This is a genomic window from Noviherbaspirillum sp. FW303-A3 (assembly GCF_058788695.1).
Map to the genome: position 1 here is coordinate 4,459,224 of NZ_JBYTAZ010000001.1, position 19,442 is coordinate 4,478,665.

Below are 19,442 nucleotides of genomic sequence, written 5' to 3' on the forward strand. Positions count from 1 at the left end.
GTTGCCGCAGGTCATCACTCCAATGCTATAGTTGCAATCATCTCGATTGGACCTGAAACCAATGGCGCGCGCACGATCATCCGGGTTCACCCTTGTCGAAATGGTCGGGGTCATGATCATCGTCGGGATCCTGGCTGTTGCCGCATTGCCTCGCTTCTTCGACAGGCAGGTCTTCGAGAGCCGGGGCTTCCACGATGAGCTGTTATCTGCGCTTCGTTATGCGCAGAAGACTGCGATTGCACAGCGGCGTTCAGTCTGTGTTTCCTTTGTCGCGGATTCGGTCACCTTGACGATCGCAGCGGTCGCCAATTCGAATGTCTGCAATACCAATCTCCGCAGTCCTGTTGGCGCAACACCATTCGTCGTCACGGCACGCGGCGGTGTTGGTTTCACCGCCGCTCCCACGAGCTTCCTGTTCAACTCCCTCGGGCAGCCCGTCAACGCGGCTGGCGTTGCCATCGCAACGCAGACCATCCAGGTCCACGAAGCAGGGCGGAGCATCATCATCGAAACGGACACCGGGTATGTGCACCAATAGCCGAACAATGCGCACATTGCGCCGGCAGGCCGGCATATCGTTTGTCGAACTGGTCATGTTCATCATCGTGGTCAGCGTCGGCATCGTGGGCATCCTGTCCGTCATCAACTACAACACGTCCAAGAGTGCCGACCCGATGCTCCAGAAGCAGGCGCTGGCGATTGCCGAGTCGCTGCTGGAAGAGATCGAGATGCAGCCGTTTTGCGATCCGGATCTTCTTGTGGCGACTTCAGGCGGGGACGAAATCTGTCCTGTCATGGATGCGACTGGTCCCGAGGCCGGGGAATTGCGCGCGGATGCCAGCACGCCGTTCGATAACGTCAACGACTATGTGACGGCAAACGGCGTAGAGACGCCAGTATCAATTGTCGATATTAGCGACAACAGCGCGATTGCGGGCTTGACCGACTACAAAGCCTTCGTGACTATCACTTCGGAAAGCCTCAATGCCGTCTCCGCAGACGATTCGTTGCGCATCGACGTCCGGGTGACAGGTCCCGCAGGTGTCGAGGTCAAACTGACCGGTTACAGGCTCCGCTATGCCCCCAATTCGGTATAAGGAATCCATGCGAACCGCCGGAGCCCGCAGAGCGCGCGGATTCACCCTCGTCGAGGCGGTGATCGTCATCGGCATCACCGGCATCCTTGCCGCCATCGTCGCGGTTTTCATCGTCAGGCCGGTGGAAGGCTATGTCGACGCGGCGAGGCGCGCGGAGATGACGGATACGGCGGACACCGCGCTGCGCAGGATCGCGCGCGACCTCAGGCTGGCACTGCCCAACAGCGTACGCACGAGCGGAAACCAGGCACTGGAATTCCTGCTGACCCGCGACGGCGGGCGATATCGTGCTGCGGCGCCGGATGGCGGGGCATTTGACATACTGGATTTCAACGACCCCGGGGACCAGGCTTTTGAAGTGCTGGGCCGGACAATGACATTCGAGCCAACGACACTGACGAACCAGAACGAAATCGTCATCTACAACCTTGGCATTCCTGGTGCCGATGCCTATGAGGGGAATACTGACTCGACCCACAACCGCCGGACATATGCAGGGGCCGCAGGGACAGTAAGCACCATCCAGATTGCATCTTCGAAGGCCTTTCCTGCCGATTCCCCGTCCCACCGCTTCCAGGTGGTGGAAACCCCGGTCAGTTATATCTGCAACCTGACCGACGGCACGCTTACCAGATATTGGGGATACACGATCACGAGCGCACAGAATGTTCCGCCCGCACCTGCCAGCTCGGCCCTGCTGGCGCGTAATGTCAGCGCATGCGTGTTCACCTACGCGCCGGGATTCACTGCCAGGAACGGCCTTGTCACGCTGCGCCTGTCGATTACCGAAGCAGGGGAAACGGTCACGCTTTACCACGAGGTCCATGTCAGCAATGTGCCCTGAACGCCGCCTCTCATCGCGTCCGCCTTCTAACCGCTTGCGCCTGCAGGCCGGATTCTCCATTGTGTCGGCGATTTTTCTGCTGGTGATCCTCGCTGCGATGGGGGCCATGATCATGACGTTCTCGACCGTGCAGCATGCGACATCGGCACAGGATGTCCAGTCGGCGCGGGCATACCAGGCAGCACGCGCCGGCGTCGAGTGGGGGCTGTATCAGCTGCTGCGCCCGGCGACGCCTGGTTGCGCGGCAACCACCCAGTTTTCCCCTTCGGCGCCTCCAACCTTGGGAGGTGAACTTGCTCCTTTCACCGTGACTGTTACGTGCATTGCAAGCGCTCCAGTCAATGAGGGCGGCGTGACGACGTCAATCTATACCATCGACTCGACCGCAACGTTCGGAGCGGGGCCGGGGGAGCTGGGATTTGTGGAAAGGCGGCTGCGGATTACCGCGGAGCGTTGAGGCGAATTCCGCATTCGCCTCCCCGTGTTGCTTGGAATAAAATTAATGACAGGCAATGTATGCGTACACTCATGCAGCCCCGCTTGAAGTCTCAATACCACCTATGAAAGTGCACGTGAACCGTCAGCAGCTAGCCTTGTTCCCCGGCCACATTCGCTGGATTGTGTTGCTGTTTGCATTTCTGCTTGTCCTGTTCGTGAGTACTGCAGCATTTGCAGTCGACTGCGCATCCCAGGCAAGCGGCAACTGGAATAGTGCCGGCACATGGACGAGCTGCAACGGCTCAATTCCCGGCACGGACGATACGGTCACGGTCACTGGCGGCCATACGGTGACGCTGAATACGGACGCCACCATCCAGCGGGTTGTCGTCAACGGAACACTGCAGACCGATAACGTGAGCGGCAGTCCGCGAACACTGACCCTGACGGGCTCGGGAGGCACCCTGTTCGCACGAGCCATTAATGGCTCGTTCATCCCCGGGAACTCCACGGTCGTCATGAATGCGGATTCGGACGTAACGCTGACATCCGGGACACTTGTTTTCAATGATCTTAGATTGATACCGGGCATCACCGGTAACAGAACCTACACCTTCGGGTCCGGAACCATTACCGTCAACGGCGCTTTCGAAATCAACCCGACACGGATCAGCGGAGGCGGGGGAACGAGGAACCTTACCGTCAATATGGGGGCTGCTATCAACGTGGCAGGGATGACAACCATTGCGGCTTCGGGCAGCGGCGTGGCTGCGGAACTGGACACGCGCAGCAACCATGCATTGACATCGGGCCGGCTCAACATCGGTACGAACGGGACGTTCACCGCAAACGGTTCAACGGTGACATTAAACGGCTCAACGAGCCCGTTGTTCACCGCGACGGGCACATTTCTTCAAGGCTCATCTACTGTTGTGATGAATGCGCCGGCATCCGTCATCCTCACGTCGGGGGGGATCGTGTTCTACCGCTTGACAATTCTGATGCCGGGAGCAACGGGGACTTTGGGCGGTTCGGTCACGGTCGGTAATGCGCTCGCGATCAACGCCGGTACATTGAGCGACGGCGGTAATCAAATTGTAGGTAACACGAGCGCCGACATGTCCATGGCATCCGGCACCAATCTGTTACTGGGAAATGGCAGCACGGCGACGACATTTCCGACGCTGTTTGCAAAGGCCAAGACGATACTCAACGCGGCAAGTACCGTCACCTACAATGCCGACGTCGCACAATCGATTTCCAACACTCCGACCTACGGCAACCTTGCACTCGCCTCGGCATTGGCCGTGACCAAAACCGCATCCGGTGCCCTTGATATCAACGGCAGCCTGACCATCGGCGCAAACAATACACTTAATGCCGGTACCTCTACCCACACGCTTGCCGGAAATTTCACGAACAACGGCATACTCGACGCATCCACCGGCACGATCGTACTCGACGGCTCGTCGAACCAGTCCTTGGGCGGCTCCAGCGCGACGACATTCAATAACCTGCAGCTGAACAATTCTTCCGGTGCCACCCTCAATTCCAGTCCCACCGTCAGCGGCACGCTGACGCTGACAAACGGTGCCTTCTCGGTCGGGGCCAATACGCTGACGCTTAACGGTCCTTCTGTCTCGGTCAGCTCGGGAAGCCTTGCCACAACCTCCTCGTCGAACCTCGTCTTCGGCGGTACATCGCCCCCGCTAATCATCCCGTCAAGCGTGTCCGTACTGAACAACCTCACCATCAACACCGTCAATAGCGTTTCCCTCTCCGGAAGCATGACAGTTGGCGGCACACTGACACTGACGAGCGGTACGTTCTCCGTCCGCGCGAATACCCTGACGCTCAACGGCCCGGCAATCGCCGGCACGCCGACCAACCTGACAACCGCGGTATCGTCGAGCATCGTCTTCGGCGGAAGTTCGGCCGGCATCAGCCTGCCGAGCAGCGTGACCAATCTGAGCAACCTGACCGTCAACAATGCGCAGGGCGTGACGCTTAACGGGAACCTCACCCTGGGTGGAACGCTTACCCTCACGAGCGGTACGCTGCAGGCATCCGGCCGTACGCTTGCACTGAATGGTCCTGCCATTGCCGGTACGCCGGCAAACCTGGCCACGTCCGCCTCCACCAGCCTGAGTTTTGGCGGCAGTTCGACGGGCGTATCGATCCCGTCGCACATCGGCAGCCTGACCAACCTCACGATCTCGAACGCAAACGGCGTGTTGATGAACGCGGCGATTTCCGTGAGCGGCACGCTGGTCTTGACCAGCGGTGCGCTGACGACCAATGGCCATGCCCTCACATCGACCGGTAATTGCACAAGCAGCGTGACGAGGACGAGCGGCTACGTGGTCGGGAGCCTGACGCTGACCTATCCCGCCACGAGCACAAGCTGCACCTTCCATGTGGGGACGGGCACATCCTATGCCCCTATCGACGTGCGCAAGCCTTTGACCCTGTCCGGCGGCACGCTGACCGGCAGTACCATCGGCGCCGAGCACCCGTTCATTGCCGTCTCCACCATCGACGCCACCAAGGATGCCAACCGGTACTGGACCCTGACGAACGACACGATAGGCGCGAGCACGTACGAAGTGACCGTGCGCTTCGTCACAGGCGATCTGGATTCGGGGGCGACGGCAACCAGCTTCGTTCTTGGACATTACAACGGCAGTTCCTGGTCCATGCCGACGCCGGTCAGCGCGACCTCAACGTCGACCGGCAGCACAAACGTGACCGGCCCCTTGACCAATGCAAGCTTTGCGGCCGGGGAAGGGCAGTCCACCTGCACCGTGCCTTCCGGCATGCCGAGCGACATGACCTGCGTTTGCGACAACTTCGGACGCGCGACACTGAATCCTTCCACCATCTACGGCGGCAACTGGTCCGTCACCGAGAGCAGCGGGAATTTCGGATTGCCGCGCATCGTCAATTCCGGCTTCCTGAGGTTGACCGATAACAGCGGCAACGTTTCCACCGCAGCGACCATGCCCGGCATCTTCCCCGCCAAGGGAAACCTGATCACGGTCGAGTTCAGGCACTACGCCTATAACGGTACAGGCGCCGACGGCATTGCGTTGACGCTCTCCGATGCAACAATGGCCGCGACGCCCGGCGCCTATGGCGGATCGCTCGGCTATGCACAGAAGAACAATACAAGCTGCGCGGAGCCGCCATGCAATGGTTTCAACGGCGGATGGGTTGGCATCGGCATCGACGAATACGGCAACTACTCGAATGCGACGGAAGGCCGAAGCGGCGGAGCCGGTTTCCGACCCGACTCTGTCGCAGTACGCGGCTCCGGCTCCGGGCTGACCGGCTATCCCTACCTGGCGGGAACTACGACCTTGAGCCCGGGAATCGACAGCGCCGCATCGACGTCCGCGGCGCTCGGCCATGCCTACCGGATCTCGGTGGATGCGCGTTGCTATGAAGCCGATACAAACAACGCGGATGTTACCTGCAGCAATCCAGCCCTTGCAAAGCGCGCGCAAGTGACGGTACACCGCGATACGACCGGAACGGGTACGTTCAACGCAGGCAACCAGGTCATCTCCTTCGATGCCTATCAGGCCAACCCTTCGCAAGCCACTGTCCCTCTTAACTGGAAGCTTTCCTTTACCAGTTCAACCGGCGGCAACACGAACATCCACGAACTGCAGGGACTCAAGATCTGCGCGCAAACCATCACGCCGCCTGCCGGATATCGCATCCAGGTCGATAACCTCACACCGAGTACGTGTGCCACTCCTGGCGGCACCCCGTCGTCGCCCACTGTGACGATTACGGCGCTCGACAACAAGGGAAACACGGTCACGACCTATGACAAGACAATCAACCTGTCAGCGGTATTGTCCAGCGGTTCCACTTCCGCAGCGACCTGGCGCAAGGTCGGCGCCGCGTCCGACCTTGTCGGGAACCAGTACACCTTCACGGCTTCCGACAATGGCGTAGCCCGCTTCTACCTGACCGACGCGAGCGCCCAGTCCGTCTACATCACCGCGAGCGAAAACGGCGGCACCATTGCAACTTCGTTGGGTACACCCGTCGTGTTCAGCGGTTCGACGTTCGGTATTACGAACATCGATACGCTCCGCCTCGATACCGGGGGCGGAGTGGTGGCAGGGCGCTCGCATCTCATGCAGGTCAACCGTACGAACGGATGTAGCACGGATGAGACCTTCGCCGGGGTTAAGAATCTCGACGGCTGGTACACGCCGGCGGCCGGAGATCATCCGTTGCTGGCATTTGCTCCTGACATCTGCACGACCAACGCAAGCGGCAACTGTCTGCCTGCCGCAGGATCCTCATGCCAGACTCTGTCAATTGCCGCGCCTGCTGTCGATGCGACCAACAACAGGATGCCCGCGCTTACCTTCGACAAAGGAAGCGCGAAGTTCTGTCTTGTCACCAACGACGTCGGCAAATACACAGTCAGCCTGCGCGACGACACGTCGACACCGGTCGTCGGTACATCCGATACGCTGACAGTGCGTCCGTTTGCCATTGCGGTGACGGACATCAAGGCCGGGACGCAGGGCAATGCGGGCAGTACAAGTGCAAGCCACACGACAGCCGTCCTCACTGATGCCGGCTTGAATTTCCAGGCAACCGTGGGCGGCTACAAGTGGAACAGTGCCGGCGACCAGAACGACGACGGTCTTCCCGATGCAACGGCAACACGGGCGCAGGTAACCGGCGCTGGCGTCGCACCGCATTTCTCTGGCACTGTGACATTGTCCGCGACCTCGCCGTACTACCCGCAAACCACAGATACTGAGCAAGGGACGCTGAACAATGGCAATGTGGCCATTTCGGCGGGCAGCAATACCCAATTGACACTGACGTATTCCGAGGTCGGCTCGTTTACCATGGCGGCATCCCCGGACACCAGTTACCTGAAGTCCGGCGTGGACCTTGCGCCAAGAGTGGCCATCTTTGCCTCGCCGCTCGATTCAGCGACAAGAAATCCGGTCGTAGGGCGCTTCAAGCCGAACCGTTTCGCGCTGGTCGACCCGGTGACGGGATCGAAGATCACCAATCGCAGCACGATCTCCAGCTGCACGTCGAACTTCACCTACATGGGCGAACCTTTCAAGGTCAACTTCCGCTTGCAGGCGCTGAACGCGGAGGGTGCCATGACGAAGAAGTACACGGGAGACTACGCGAAATTCTCTCCGGCCAACTGGCTGGCGAATGGCACAAACAATACAGTCGGCCTCTGGATGGTCGCGGCCGGCTATCCGGCGGGTAGCGAAACTTGCCGTGCGATCTTCTCGACCGGCACGACGACCACATTCAGTTGCACAGGATCTGCCACCCTTGCTGACGTCACCCGCGCGGCCGGGACGCGCGTAACGGTTGTCGGCACCCCGACCGTGCAGAAGACCGAACCCGATGTCGTCCCCGGATATGTGAACCTCTCCGCGAGCGTCGCGCTGGAGCGGGCGGATGTCGCCGTCAACGGCACCCCGGACGGGCCGTACAATAACCTGAAGGTTGGCGTGAACCCGCGCGACGAAGAAGGTGTCGGGCTGACTTCTCTCAACCTTGATACGGACACTACCGCCGGCAATGATCGCTACGAAGTCGGTTCAACGGCAGTCCGTTTCGGCCGGCTCCGCCTGCTGAATGCGCACGGCTCCGACAGGCTGAACCTGCCGATTCCCATCAAGACCGAATACTGGAGCGGAAGCAGTTTCATCACTAACACCGACGACAACTGCACCTCCATTTCCGCGGCCAATGTCCTCGTCGACGGCCACCAGGGCGGCATCGGCGTCACCAATGTATCGAACGCCAATGTCGTAGTCGGCAGTACCTTTGCCGCCGGGGTGGGCAGCCTCCGGTTGAACAAGCCTGCCTGCAGCCCGGTCTGCAGTCGCGGCAGCGTGAACGTCTGCATCGACCTCGGTTCCGATCTCACTGCGCCGCCGGCATGCGCAGCGACCAGTTCGGCAGGCATGCCCTGGTTGCAGGGGCGGTGGAGTTCGATCAGCGGACAACCGGCCTTTGATGACGATCCGCATATCCGTGCCACCTTCGGTGTCCTGCGAAGCGGACCGGTAATTTACACAAGGGAAATGTATTGATTATTTCCATATGGAAATACTTTCAGGGCCCGGGAAGAGTCAGTGTTGGTTTTAGTTAAAATTCATTGACAACAACGGGTTGTTCTCATAAGTTCAGGTAATTTCTTTGATTGTGTTGCGGGATGGCATTCTTTTCGAAAACCAGGAAGGTTCCCGGCTGGATGGTCTTCAGCCTTCGGAAAGATGGGATATGCATTGCGCATGTGACCCGTCCTGAATCCGGCCAGCCGGTAGTGGAGCTTGCCGCCTCTCATGCGACGGGTAGTGGTACGCCGGAAGAGGCCTTGACCAGGCTGGCGAAAGACTATTCGGCGGCGCGATACCAGTGCTCACTGGTGCTTGGCACGGGCGAATACCAGTTGATGTCGGTGGACGCGCCCAACGTTCCCCCTGAAGAGCTGAAGACCGCCATCCGCTGGCGCCTGAAGGACATGCTCGACTTCCATGTGGATGACGCAACCATTGACGTCCTCGACGTGCCCCTCGACAAGAATGCGCCTGTGCGCAACCACTCCATGTACGTCGTGGCAGCCAGGAACCAACTCATCCAGCAGCGCCAGGCCGCATGTGCGGATGCCAGGATTCCGCTTTCCGTCATCGATATCCCTGAAATGGCGCAACGCAACATCTCGTCGCTGCTGGAGTCCGAAGGGCGCGGAATCGCTTTCCTGTCCTTTGACGCGGAGGGCGGGCTTCTTACCGTGACCTACAACGGCGAACTGTATCTGTCACGCCGCATCGACGTGCCTTTATCCCAGTTGCAGCAGGGGAGCCTTGAGCAACGCAATGCCTGCTACGACAGGGTAACGCTGGAGTTGCAGCGATCGCTCGACCATTTCGACCGTCAGTATCACTTCATTACCGTGGCGAAGATGGTCATGCTTCCGTTGGGGCAGGAGGCTGCGGGGCTGCAGCAGTACCTCGCCAGCAACCTCTACCTTCCGGTCGAACAGTTCGACTGTGCATCCGTCGTGGATCTTTCAAAGGTGCAGGCTGTGCTCACGGATGACAACATGCACATTTATTTCATGGCGCTGGGTGCCGCATTGCGGCATGAGGAGAAGGTGCTGTGAGCCAGCAAGTCAATCTTTTCAATCCGATCTTCCTCAAGCAGAAGAAGTATTTTTCTGCCGTGACGATGCTGGAGGGACTGGGATTGATCCTGGTCGGCTCGATTGCCGTGTTTGTCTACGCCAGGCTTCATCTCTCCGAGCAGTCATCACAGCTGGCTGCAGCGACGCAACAGCTGAATGGCGCCAAGGCACAGCTTGCAAAAGTGACGGCCGAGTACGCTCCGCGCCAGAAAACCAAATCCCTGGAGGATGAGGTTCTGCGTGCCGAGGCGGAAGTGAAATCGCAGGCGCGTGCGCTGGAAGTGGTGCAGAAGGGCGGCATTGGGGATACCCAGGGCTATTCCGAGTACCTGCGCGCCTTTTCGAGGCAGATCGTCGGCGGGCTCTGGCTCACCGGCTTTTCCATCGACGCCGGCGGGAAAGCAATCGAGTTGAGGGGGCGTGCATTGCAACCCGACCTCGTGCCGTCGTACATCAATCGCCTGAAGAACGAAAAGGTCATGCGGGGCAAGACATTCTCCAACCTGGCGATGGAACAACCGCGTCCCGAGAACGCACAAGGTGCCGCACCGGCCGCCGGTACGCCGAGGATTGGTCCCACCTATGTCGAGTTCACACTCACCTCCGCGCCCCCCGGCATGACCGCGGTCGTGAAACCTGCATCAGACATATCCGGAGTGCCGCGGCCATGAAAGAGCAATGGAAGCGTATCGAAGCAAGGATTGACGCATTGACACTGCGCGAGCGAGCAATGGTGTTTGCGGCGGCGGTCGCAGTGCTGGTGGCAATGATCAACCTCCTGCTTCTCGATCCCCTGTTCGCCAGGCAAAAGGCTGCGTCCACCCAGATCAAGATGGAACAGCAGCAGATCGCTACAATCCAGCAGGAAATCGAGCAACGGGTCAAATCGAGAAGTGCCGATCCCGACATGGCAATGCGCGAGCGGCTCCGCGTCCTCAAAATGCAGTCGGAAAAGATTCACAGTGAGCTCATCGGAATGCAGAGGGGATTGGTTTCCCCTGATAAAATGGCCTCATTGCTGGAAGACATTTTGACGCGGAACGGCAGGCTGCAGTTAGTCTCGCTCAAGACGCTGCCGGCAAGTCCGCTTGTCGAAGCGCAGGAGGAAGCCGCCGCGCCCCCGAAAGCACCGGTTGCAGGCCCGGAAGCACTGGCAACGAAACAGGCGGACAAGGCTTCGGTGGAAACGGTGTACAAGCATGGCGTCGAGATCGTGGTGCAGGGCAGCTATGCGGACATCACGAACTACCTGACGCAGCTGGAGGGCATGCCGTGGCAACTGTTCTGGGCAGGAGCGGCGCTCAATGTCGATACTTACCCCAGGGTGAGCCTGAAGCTGACGCTCTTTACCTTAAGTCTCGACAAGCAATGGCTGAACATATGACCGCATCCTCGAGGCTACTGGCGATTTCCGGTTTCTTGCTGTGCCTGCCCTTGGTCCATGCACAAGATCTGCCCGACCCGACGCGTCCTCCGGCGGCCATGGACACGCGCCAGGAACCTGCAACCGGTACGCAGGCCGGCGGGCCGATGCTCCAGTCCGTACTGATCAGCCCGACGCGAAAGGCGGCGATCATCAGCGGCCGGACTGTGGCGCTTGGCGAGAAGTTCGGTGACGCACGGGTTGTGAAGATCACCGAAACCGAAGTAGTGTTACGTAACGGCAAAGAAATGCAAACGCTTAAGCTCTTCCCCGACATTGAAAAACGGCCGGAAGCGTCTCGTACCAGGACCGACGGACGGGAAAATCAAAGGTAAGGTATAGCGTGCAAAAAAACATATTTTCGGCCTTCGTTGCGATCGGATTGCTGGGTTGTTCCGTGCAGGAACCCAGGAAGGAAACCTTTGACCTGATCAATGCCGAACTTGGCCGCGCGTCGCAGACAAGGTCTCCCGCCCAGACCGATGCCGTGTCGTCCGCATTGCTCCCGCCGATCAAGATCGAAGTCCCCCCTCCGCAGCAGCCGCTGGAAGAACGCTTCGCGCTGACCTTCAACAATGTCCCCGCGCCGCAGTTCTTCATGGCGATCGTCGCCGGAACGCGCTACAGCATGCTGGTCCATCCGGAAGTCACCGGCAGCATTTCCGTCAATCTCAAGGATGTGACCGTCTTCGAGGCGCTCGATGCCGTGCGCGAACTGTACGGCTACGACTACAAGGTGGAAGGCTCGCGCATCTACATCAAGCCGCTTACCCTGCAGACGCGGGTCTTTACCGTCAACTACCTGACGGGGACACGCAAGGGTACGTCCGACATCCGCGTGACCTCCGGTTCGGTCAGCGATTCGTCGTTCGCCGGAACGACCGGGACGAATACGCAGAACAACGCGACGCCGGGCAGCGCGCAAAACCCGGGCAATGCATCCCAGGCCATCAACACCAGCAAGATCAGCACCTCGTCCACGAGCGATTTCTGGAGCGAGCTGAAGGCTTCGCTGGAGGCGATCGTGGGACTCGGCAAGGATGGCCGCAGCGTCGTCATCAGCCCGCAGTCGGGCGTCGTGGTCGTGCGCGCGATGTGGGACGAGATGCGCAACGTGTCGGCCTACCTGAAGGCAACGCAGCTCTCGGTGGACCGGCAGGTGATCCTGGATGCGAAGATCCTGGAAGTGGAACTGAACGACAGCTTCCAGTCGGGAATCAACTGGGCCGGATTCCGGCTCGGCGGCAACAGCGCCGGGTCGCTGGGTTTCGTGAGCCCCGGCACTTCGCTGGCGCCGCTGTCCGCGACGACCGGCGCGGCCACGCCGCTCACCACCACGAACGCGCAGACGACGGGCACCTTGCCCCTCGCCGCCGTCCCCGGCGCATCGCTCGTGTCGGGAACCGCCGCCGCAGGCTCACTGTTCGGCCTTGCGTTCCAGACCAGCAATTTCGGCGCGCTGATCTCGTTCCTGGAAACCCAGGGGAACGTCCATGTGCTGTCCAGCCCCCGCATCGCCACGCTCAACAACCAGAAGGCGGTCCTGAAGGTCGGCAAGGACGAATTCTTCGTGACGAACGTCAGTACGACAACGACGGCTTTCGGCACCACGAGCTCCACAAGTCCAAGCGTCACCGTGCAGCCGTTCTTCTCGGGCGTGGCGCTCGACGTGACGCCGCAGATCGGTGAGGACGGCGGCATCATCCTGCACATCCATCCGTCGGTCAGCAGCGTCTCTACCGTGGACAAGCCGATCAACCTCGGCACTGCCGGCACATTCAGCCTGCCGCTCGCATCCAGCACGATTTCCGAGACGGATAGCGTCGTGCGCGGCAAGGATGGCCAGATTGTCGCCATCGGCGGCCTGATGCGGCAGGCGACGGTGTCCGACCGCTCGCAAATCCCGGGGGCGGGCGATGCGCCGGGCGTCGGCGGCCTGTTCCGGAATACCAAACAGGTCACGCAGAAGCGTGAGCTGGTCATCCTGCTGAAACCGACCGTGATCCAGGGCGAAAGCACCTGGACCCAGGACGTGCTCGAAAGCCAGCAGCGCATCCAGGGACTCGCGCCGCGCGGCGGAACGGACGCGAGGTAGGTGCCAGATGTACAAGAGCCACTTCGGCCTGCGCGAACTGCCGTTCGGCATCACGCCGGACACCAGCTTTTTCTTTGCCTGCTCGAACTACCAGGAAGCCTTGAACACGCTCCTGGTCGCCGCCAAGAACGGCGAAGGTTTCATCAAGATTACCGGTGAAGTCGGCGTCGGCAAGACGCTCCTGTGCCGCAAGTTCATGGCATCGCTCGACAAGGGCTTTGTCACGGCCTATATCCCGAATCCCTATCTCGAACCGCGCACGCTGATGCTGGCGCTCGCCGACGAACTCGAAATCCCGCAGGACAAGGACGTCGACCAGCACCAGCTGCTGAAAGCCATCAATCACCGGCTGCTCGTGCTGGCGCGCGAGGGAAAACGGGCGATTCTCTGCCTCGACGAAGCGCAGGCCATGCCGATCGAATCACTGGAAGCGCTGCGCCTGCTTACCAATCTCGAAACCGAAAAGCGCAAGCTCCTGCAGATCGTGATGTTCGGCCAGCCCGAACTGGACCACAAACTGCAGGAGGAAGCGATCCGGCAGCTGAACCAGCGCATCACCTTCCACTATCACCTTGGTCCGCTGTCCAAGGACGACATGGAATTCTATGTATCGCATCGCCTCAGCGTCGCCGGATACACCGGCAGCCGCCTGTTCGACCGCAGGGCGGTCAAGGCGCTCTATGCAGCGAGCGGCGGTATTCCGCGCCTGGTCAACATCCTCGCGCACAAGGCTTTGATGCTGACCTTCGGCGAGGGCAAGCAGCTTGCGTCGGCACGCCATGTCGCGGCGGCGGCGGATGATACGGGGGCCGCGCGCAAGCGGAGCTGGTCGTGGGCATGGGTGGGCGGACTTGCGTTGGCCGCTGCCACCACCGGCGCCGGATGGGCGTATTTCCAATGAGCCTGATCAATCAGATGTTGCAGGATCTGGACGCGCGGCGTTCGGACGTATCCGGCGGCTCCTCTTTTGGCCAGCAAATCCGTGCCGTCCCCGAGCGCCGCCGATTCCATCCTGCCTGGTGGGTCGCCTTGGCTTTGGGCGGAATGCTCATCGGGGTAATCGGTTACATCGTGCTTCGCCCGCAGGCGCCGGCTCCTCAGGGCATGGCCTCGCAATTGCCGCTCAAGCTGGATGTCGACATCAATGCCAGCGGGGCGATGCAACCAGCCGGTTCGATCGCTGCGCCGGCTGTTGTCGAGCCGCCAAGCCAGCCTGCAGTCGCGCCCGCGGTCGTGGACGCGCCCCCGGCAGCACCCGTCGCATTCAAGTCGACGCCGGCGCCGGGCCAGGATACTGGTGCGGTTGAACGATCGAATGCCGTGCCGGCGGCCCCTCAGTCGAAGGAACCCGTTGCACCGCCTTTACCCTCGGCAAAGACGTTCGTTCCACCTCCAGCTGCAAAGGTCGCCGAGCCCGTCGTTGCGCCGCTCATCAACAAGCAAGTCAAGGAACTCACGCCCGCACAGCGTGCCGAGAACGAGTACCGCAAGGCGGTGCTTGCGCTTCAGCAGGGGAAGCGTGCCGAAGCGGCGGGCGGACTGGAACAGACCCTGCAAATCGATCCCAGGCATGCAGGAGCCCGCCAGGCGCTGATTGGCGTCCTTCTCGACGGCGGGCAACAGGATGAGGCAATGCAGAAAGCGCGGGAAGGCCTGGCGTCGGATCCGGCGCAACCGAGCCTGGCGATGATCCTGGCGCGGCTGCAACTGGAGAAGGGGGAACTGCGCCCCGCGATCGACACCCTTGAACGGGTATTGCCGCATGCGGCGGAAAAGCCGGATTACCTTGCCTTCCTTGCGGCCTTGCTGCAAAGGGATGAGCGTCACAAGCAGGCCGCCGAGCACTACCTGCTGGCCCTGCAGAAGGCGCCGCAGAATGGTGTGTGGTGGATGGGGCTGGGGATTTCGCTGCAGGCCGAGCGCCGCAACGCCGAAGCCTCCGAATCCTTCAGGCGCGCCAGGGCGACGAACAGCCTGTCGCCCGAATTGCTCGCCTTCGTCGAGGCGAGGATCAGGCAGCTGCAGCAGTAGCGGTCAGACGATCCTGCTCGCCGTCGCGCGGTCGAGCAGCTTTTCCTGGCGGACCGGCACAAACGTCTTCATGCGCAGCAGCAACCCCTCAGGCGTTGCATCATCCAGCAGCAACGACGCCTGCGCCTCCCGCAGGAAACGCTCCGCCACGACGTGCTTCAGGAAGCCGATCAGTCCGTCGTAATACCCGTTCACGTTCAGCAGCCCGATCGGCTTGTCGTGCAATCCCAGTTGCGACCAGGTGAACACCTCGAACAGCTCCTCGAGCGTCCCGATCCCGCCCGGCATGGCGACGAAGCCATCGGACAGCTCCGCCATCATCGCCTTGCGCTCATGCATGTCCTTCACGATATGCAGGCGAGTCAGGCCGATATGGCCGACTTCCTTGTCCATCAATGCCTTGGGAATGACGCCGGTCGCTTCGCCGCCCAGGCGCATCACTTCATCGGCAATGACGCCCATGAGGCCGACATTGCCACCGCCATAGACGAGCGCGATATTGTCGTCCACCATGGACTTGGCAAGCGCCCTGGCTGCCTCGGCGTAGACGGGAGCGGCGCCCATGGATGAGCCGCAATAAACACAGAGAGACTTCATTTCATTTCAGATAAAAAAGCCGGGACGTGCCCGGCTGTCGTTGCGGTTCCGGATGAGCGGCAGCATAACCGATCCGGAAAGCTTTTGTCGCTCACTCTTCGAGTTCTTCCCTTGCCAGTTCCACGTCCAGCCTTTCCATCGCATCGACCGGCTCGCAGGCCGCGGCTTCCTCGTACAGCTTGACCGCTTCATCCATTTTCTTCTTGCCCTCCAGCATGACCAGCCCATTGGCATATTCGACGCGCGCAATGGCAGAATCAGGATTGAGCTTCAGCGCCGCCTTGAAGAACTTGAGTCCGTCTTCCTTCTTCGCACCGTAGGTCAGGCCGCCGATCATCGCACCCACCTTGTCGATGATTTCGGCATGGTAGGTGCCGAGGCCGATATGGGCATCCGCATGTTTCGGTGCCAGCTTCACCGTCATGTCCAGGCTGTTCTTGACCTTGTTGCCGATGCCCTGCGACAGGGCCTTCACGATCGAAATGCCCTGGGCGTAGCGGCCGAGCGCATAGGCATGCCAGTACCACGCCGCGGCATTCTTCGGCTGTTCCTTCTGTTGTGCCTCGCAGCGTTCGGCAACCTCTTCGAACATGGCGAGTTTCTTTTTCTCGGACTTCTCGAGATAGTTGGCATGGATCGCCGTGGCCTTGTTGGCCACGGAGTAGCCGTCCATGCCGGCTGCCAGGCCCAGCCTGGCAGCTTTCTCGAATTCCCCCGCATGGAAGGCGATCCATGCATCCACCAGTGCCGCGTCCTTCGGGAAAGGTTCGGCGTCGCCGGCGTGCAGTCGCGCCCATGCCTTCTTCAGGCTGGCCGGCGTGTGGACGTAGGAATCGTCGGGATAGGGGAATTTGCTCCATGCCATGGCGTGATGTCCTTACTTGAGTTTTTTCAGGTATTCCTCGGCGAGCTTTTCGAACAGCATATGCGTCTCTCCCCGGAGGTAAGGGCCGAGCAGGGACAGAACCTGATAGCAGCCGCGCGCGAGCGCTTCTGCCATCGCTTCCTGCTCGGTGTATTTGCGCGGATTGCGCACGTATTCGTACGACAGCCAGTAGGTCGCGACGACGACGATGTTGGTCGCCAGCGCGTCGACCTCGTGGTCGCTCGCTTCCAGCGCCTGGTCGCTGCGCAGGCCGAGGCACAGTTGCTGCGCCACCTTTGTCTTGTGCGCGAGGATCTGCTTGAAGTGCAGTTCGAGCTTGCGGTTGCGCGAGAGAAGGTCGGACAGGTCGCGGTAGAAGAAGCGGTAGCGCCAGACCAGTTCGAACATCAGGTGCAGGTAGAGCCACACGTCCTCGATGTTCGGCCGGCGGTCGGCGGGGACAGCCAGCATGCGCCCGATTTCGGCTTCGAACTGCGCGAAGAGCGAGTTGACGATGTCGTCCTTGTTGCGGAAGTGGTAGTACAGGTTGCCGGGCGAGATGTTCATCTCTTCGGCGATGACGGTGGTGGTGATGTTCGGCTCACCGAATTCGTTGAACAGTCGCAACGACAGTTCGAGAATCCGTTCTCGCGTGCGCCGAGGGGCTTTGTGTTGCATGAGGGCTGCCTCCCATTTGTATTCTGGATTTTTTGTAGGTGTCCGGTCTACAAATGGCCATGCCCGGGAGTGGCGTCCGGATCGCGACAGGCATGGAGAGCCGCCCGGATCCCGTTCACGTACTCGGCGATTTGTGAACCGGGGTCTAGCATAACATCGATAAATCATTCCAGAAATGGCGTGCATCAACTAACCTGCCGCGATTTTCAGGTGCCGTTCGAGGCTGTTGAGGGTATCGGTGAGGCGCTGGAGCCCGAAGCGGTCTTCCTTGTCTGTGACCGGCCTTTTCACGAGCGTGAGACTGCTGTCGCGCAGGACAGGCAGTTTCAGGCGCAGGCCGTGCCGCTCCAGCATGGGCGCGATCTCCTTGCGGCGCTGCCAGAGCATCATGCGCGTGTTCTGGTACGCGTTCTCGCACATGCGTCGGCGGCTGTTGTAGCTGAACAGGTTGGTGAAAAACATGTCTGCATCTTCCGTGCTCGGCTCGACGAGGATGATGTCCGTCTCGGGGTAATTGATCATGTAGTTGGACATGCCGATTTCCACGCGCGAATGGATGATCGCGCGCAGCGTCTGCGACAGCACTGCCAGCAGACCGCCTTGGGCAAGCTTGCCCGGCTTGTGCAGCGAGCGCGCATTGTAGGGAACGATCGGGTTCAGGCAGATCAGCATGTCGACTTCCTCCTCGAGCGCGATGGAAGCGTGCAGCGTTTTGCGCAAGGCGCCGTCGACGAAATAACGGCCGCCGATTTCGACCGGGGGGAACAGTCCCGGCACGGCGGCGCTTGCTTGTGCCGCCTTCGATATCGGGACATGGTCGCAGCCGGGCCGGCCGAAGCGAACTGCCTCCCCGGAATCGAGATCCGTCGCCACGATGACCAGTTTCTGCTTCAGCTCGCGGAAGTCGTTCGTCCGGCCTGCGGCGGAAAACGCCTGCTGCATGAATTCATGGATGCCTTCGCCGGAGAAGATGCCGGTCGGGAGGACGCCCTTCAGGCGCTCCATGGAACTGGCAATAGTGGTCTTGCCGCGTCGGGTTGCGTAGTGGAACAATCCGCCGGCCAGGAGGATGGGAAAGGCCGCTGCACGGATGCTGAACTCTTCCCATGCGGGCCGGAGCAGCATCTCCGGTTTGAACAGGTCTTCATGCGACTCGCCCGTATCGCTCTCGACAAACAGGCGGCACATGTCATGCGGCGTAATTCCGTTGGCCAGGCCTGCCGCAATGATGCCTCCCGCACTGATGCCGACATAAATGGCGGCATCGTTGAGATCCAGGCCCTCGATCGACTCTTCCAGCGCCGCCAGTGCGCCGATTTCATAGACTGCTCCGAGCGGTCCTCCGCCTGCCAGCGCAAGGCCGATCCGTCCCGCGCTGCGCCTGGATGTGCGCCGGGTCGCGGGTCTGACGGGGGCGTTCTTCTGTGTACGCTTCGAAGTCATGGGCCTTTAAATGGGGAAGAAGCAAAAAGGGGCTTGTGCGTTGCACAAGCCCCTTGGATTGCGCAAGGAACGCGGCGTTATGCCGGCAATTACTTGGCGGCAGTCTTCCTGGCAGCAGTCTTTGCTGCCGCCTTCTTGGCTGCGGGTTTTGCTGCTGCCTTCTTTGCCGCCGGCTTTGCCGCGGCTTTCGTTGCTGCCGGCTTCTTGCCGGAGAGGGCTGTGACCGCCTTGCTCAGCTCTTCGACGCGCTTGGTCAGCGTCTGGATGTCATCCTGCGTCGGCACACCGAGGCTCTTGAGGGAACGGGATACACGGTCTTCGAAAACCTGTTCCAGCTTGTCCCAGGAACCGGCAGCCTGCTTGCTGACGTTGTCCGCCATCTTGACCACCGTGCCGGTCACGTCGGAGACCTTGCCGTTGGCCAGTTGCTGGGTGCGCTTCTGCAGCTCGGTGCCTTCCTTGACCAGCTTGGCGAAGACCTTGCCGCCTTCTTCCTGCGCCTTGGCGAATGCGCCGAGGCCGGCTTGCCAGATCTGTTGTGCCGAAGTGCGGACGGCTTCTGCCAGTTGCGTGTCGTCGGACTTGGCCAGTGCTTTGAGTTTCTTGACCATCATGTTCTCCCATCGTAGGTTGACTGGACGCCGGCTCAACCGACGCGGTTCTTGATGATGGCAGTTTAGGCGTCAAAACTAGAGATCGGATTCTAAAGCCGTAGAGCACGCGTTCTAAATGG

17 protein-coding genes are annotated in these 19,442 nt (G+C 60.6%); 12 read left to right on the forward strand and 5 right to left on the reverse strand.

Features of this window, described 5'->3' with window-relative positions; all coding sequences use genetic code 11:
- Positions 1 to 61: 61 nt before the first annotated feature.
- The 12 genes from AC3WOY_RS21355 to AC3WOY_RS21410 all read left to right on the forward strand — a co-directional run bounded on the left by AC3WOY_RS21355 (position 62) and on the right by AC3WOY_RS21410 (position 15,126).
- Positions 62 to 538 (forward strand): pilus assembly FimT family protein, encoded by a 477-nt coding sequence (locus tag AC3WOY_RS21355; protein ID WP_492427425.1) that lies wholly within the window; start codon positions 62 to 64, stop codon positions 536 to 538.
- Entirely contained in the window at positions 525 to 1,097 is a 573-nt protein-coding gene (locus AC3WOY_RS21360) for a type IV pilus modification PilV family protein (protein WP_492427427.1), read from the forward strand. The genes AC3WOY_RS21355 and AC3WOY_RS21360 overlap by 14 nt, the downstream gene beginning before the upstream one ends.
- A 7-nt stretch (positions 1,098 to 1,104) precedes the next feature.
- Positions 1,105 to 1,941 (forward strand): prepilin-type N-terminal cleavage/methylation domain-containing protein, encoded by an 837-nt coding sequence (locus AC3WOY_RS21365; protein WP_492427429.1) that lies wholly within the window; start codon positions 1,105 to 1,107, stop codon positions 1,939 to 1,941.
- 61 nt (positions 1,942 to 2,002) lie between these two features.
- Entirely contained in the window at positions 2,003 to 2,398 is a 396-nt protein-coding gene (locus AC3WOY_RS21370) for a hypothetical protein (RefSeq protein WP_492427431.1), read from the forward strand.
- Positions 2,399 to 2,513: 115 nt separating this feature from the next.
- Positions 2,514 to 8,483, forward strand: coding sequence for a hypothetical protein (locus tag AC3WOY_RS21375; protein WP_492427433.1), 5,970 nt, complete (start codon positions 2,514 to 2,516; stop codon positions 8,481 to 8,483).
- Between the two features lie 203 nt (positions 8,484 to 8,686).
- Positions 8,687 to 9,556 (forward strand): agglutinin biogenesis protein MshI, encoded by an 870-nt coding sequence (locus AC3WOY_RS21380; RefSeq protein WP_492427435.1) that lies wholly within the window; start codon positions 8,687 to 8,689, stop codon positions 9,554 to 9,556.
- Positions 9,553 to 10,248: a PilN domain-containing protein gene (locus AC3WOY_RS21385; RefSeq protein ID WP_492427437.1), complete on the forward strand. Its 696-nt coding sequence runs from the start codon at positions 9,553 to 9,555 to the stop codon at positions 10,246 to 10,248. Before AC3WOY_RS21380 ends, AC3WOY_RS21385 begins: the two co-directional genes overlap by 4 nt.
- 38 nt (positions 10,249 to 10,286) lie before the next feature.
- Positions 10,287 to 10,961 (forward strand): MSHA biogenesis protein MshJ, encoded by a 675-nt coding sequence (locus tag AC3WOY_RS21390; RefSeq protein WP_492427439.1) that lies wholly within the window; start codon positions 10,287 to 10,289, stop codon positions 10,959 to 10,961.
- Complete coding sequence (locus AC3WOY_RS21395) at positions 10,946 to 11,335, forward strand: MSHA biogenesis protein MshK (protein ID WP_492427441.1); 390 nt, start codon at positions 10,946 to 10,948, stop codon at positions 11,333 to 11,335. Before AC3WOY_RS21390 ends, AC3WOY_RS21395 begins: the two co-directional genes overlap by 16 nt.
- A gap of 8 nt (positions 11,336 to 11,343) precedes the next feature.
- Positions 11,344 to 13,095, forward strand: coding sequence for a pilus (MSHA type) biogenesis protein MshL (gene mshL, locus AC3WOY_RS21400; protein WP_492427443.1), 1,752 nt, complete (start codon positions 11,344 to 11,346; stop codon positions 13,093 to 13,095).
- A 7-nt stretch (positions 13,096 to 13,102) separates the two neighbouring features.
- Positions 13,103 to 13,996: an ExeA family protein gene (locus AC3WOY_RS21405; protein ID WP_492427445.1), complete on the forward strand. Its 894-nt coding sequence runs from the start codon at positions 13,103 to 13,105 to the stop codon at positions 13,994 to 13,996.
- The gene (locus tag AC3WOY_RS21410; RefSeq protein WP_492427447.1) at positions 13,993 to 15,126 is read left to right on the forward strand and encodes a tetratricopeptide repeat protein; all 1,134 of its coding nucleotides are present in this window, start codon (positions 13,993 to 13,995) and stop codon (positions 15,124 to 15,126) included. The genes AC3WOY_RS21405 and AC3WOY_RS21410 overlap by 4 nt, the downstream gene beginning before the upstream one ends.
- 3 nt (positions 15,127 to 15,129) lie before the next feature.
- Here AC3WOY_RS21410 and AC3WOY_RS21415 read toward each other — a convergent pair whose 3' ends face one another.
- From AC3WOY_RS21415 to AC3WOY_RS21435, 5 genes are all read right to left on the reverse strand, one after another.
- A complete protein-coding gene (locus AC3WOY_RS21415; protein ID WP_492427449.1) occupies positions 15,130 to 15,723 on the reverse strand; it encodes an LOG family protein in 594 nt (197 codons plus the stop codon).
- 91 nt (positions 15,724 to 15,814) lie between these two features.
- Complete coding sequence (locus AC3WOY_RS21420) at positions 15,815 to 16,588, reverse strand: hypothetical protein (RefSeq protein WP_492427451.1); 774 nt, start codon at positions 16,586 to 16,588, stop codon at positions 15,815 to 15,817.
- A gap of 12 nt (positions 16,589 to 16,600) precedes the next feature.
- Positions 16,601 to 17,266 (reverse strand): TetR/AcrR family transcriptional regulator, encoded by a 666-nt coding sequence (locus tag AC3WOY_RS21425; RefSeq protein ID WP_492427453.1) that lies wholly within the window; start codon positions 17,264 to 17,266, stop codon positions 16,601 to 16,603.
- Between the two features lie 189 nt (positions 17,267 to 17,455).
- Complete coding sequence (locus tag AC3WOY_RS21430) at positions 17,456 to 18,709, reverse strand: patatin-like phospholipase family protein (protein WP_492427455.1); 1,254 nt, start codon at positions 18,707 to 18,709, stop codon at positions 17,456 to 17,458.
- Between the two features lie 89 nt (positions 18,710 to 18,798).
- Positions 18,799 to 19,323 (reverse strand): phasin family protein, encoded by a 525-nt coding sequence (locus AC3WOY_RS21435; RefSeq protein ID WP_492427457.1) that lies wholly within the window; start codon positions 19,321 to 19,323, stop codon positions 18,799 to 18,801.
- Positions 19,324 to 19,442 lie beyond the last annotated feature (119 nt).

Bases quoted from the DNA above. Each gene is read 5' to 3' on its own strand.
- AC3WOY_RS21415 (WP_492427449.1), bottom strand. From the start codon at position 15,723: ATGAAGTCTCTCTGTGTTTATTGCGGCTCATCCATGGGCGCCGCTCCC.
- AC3WOY_RS21435 (WP_492427457.1), bottom strand. From the start codon at position 19,323: ATGATGGTCAAGAAACTCAAAGCACTGGCCAAGTCCGACGACACGCAA.
- AC3WOY_RS21430 (WP_492427455.1), bottom strand. From the start codon at position 18,709: ATGACTTCGAAGCGTACACAGAAGAACGCCCCCGTCAGACCCGCGACC.
- AC3WOY_RS21360 (WP_492427427.1), top strand. From the start codon at position 525: ATGTGCACCAATAGCCGAACAATGCGCACATTGCGCCGGCAGGCCGGC.
- AC3WOY_RS21365 (WP_492427429.1), top strand. From the start codon at position 1,105: ATGCGAACCGCCGGAGCCCGCAGAGCGCGCGGATTCACCCTCGTCGAG.
- AC3WOY_RS21355 (WP_492427425.1), top strand. From the start codon at position 62: ATGGCGCGCGCACGATCATCCGGGTTCACCCTTGTCGAAATGGTCGGG.
- AC3WOY_RS21425 (WP_492427453.1), bottom strand. From the start codon at position 17,266: ATGCAACACAAAGCCCCTCGGCGCACGCGAGAACGGATTCTCGAACTG.
- AC3WOY_RS21395 (WP_492427441.1), top strand. From the start codon at position 10,946: ATGGCTGAACATATGACCGCATCCTCGAGGCTACTGGCGATTTCCGGT.
- AC3WOY_RS21420 (WP_492427451.1), bottom strand. From the start codon at position 16,588: ATGGCATGGAGCAAATTCCCCTATCCCGACGATTCCTACGTCCACACG.
- AC3WOY_RS21405 (WP_492427445.1), top strand. From the start codon at position 13,103: ATGTACAAGAGCCACTTCGGCCTGCGCGAACTGCCGTTCGGCATCACG.
- AC3WOY_RS21410 (WP_492427447.1), top strand. From the start codon at position 13,993: ATGAGCCTGATCAATCAGATGTTGCAGGATCTGGACGCGCGGCGTTCG.